The sequence below is a fragment of the Deinococcus pimensis DSM 21231 genome (assembly GCF_000519345.1).
GTDB classification, from domain to species: Bacteria; Deinococcota; Deinococci; order Deinococcales; family Deinococcaceae; genus Deinococcus_A; species Deinococcus_A pimensis.
Genome location: NZ_KI912653.1, coordinates 20,946 through 21,401, shown reverse-complemented (window position 1 = coordinate 21,401; position 456 = coordinate 20,946). Strand labels below are relative to the sequence as shown.

Annotated in this window: 1 protein-coding gene; it reads left to right on the top strand. The window is 73.2% G+C overall.

The window, feature by feature from the left end:
• Positions 1–353 (top strand): Jag family protein (locus tag DEIPI_RS36710; protein WP_045234392.1); only part of this gene is annotated, 353 nt, incomplete at its 5' end.
• Positions 354–456 lie beyond the last annotated feature (103 nt).

The window sequence follows — 456 nt, the reverse complement described above, 5'->3', positions numbered from 1 at the left end:
CCGGCGAGCGCGCCTCGCGGCTCGCGGGCCGCGACGGACGCGTCCTGCAGGCCGTGGAGGTCCTCGCGTACACCGTGCTCAGCAAGCACACCGGCCGCGTCGACCTGCGCGTCCGCGTGGACGCCGGAGGCTTCCGCCGCCGTCACGCCGACAACCTCACCCGCCTCGCGGAGCGTCTCGCGGTGCAGGTCGCGAAATCCGGAGAGCCGCACGAACTCCAGCCGATGTCCCCCTCGGACCGCCGCATCATGCACATCGCCCTCAAGGAACACCCGGACGTCATGACGGAATCGGTGGGGGAGGGCCCCTCGCGGCACCTCATCATCCGGCCCCGTCACGGCGCGGGAGACTGAGGACCGCCCTTGGCCGTCCTGCGTGACGTGCTGCGCGACGTCGCCCGCCGCTTCCACGCGGCGGGCGTCGCGTCTCCCGACGTGGACGCCGAACTTCTCGCGC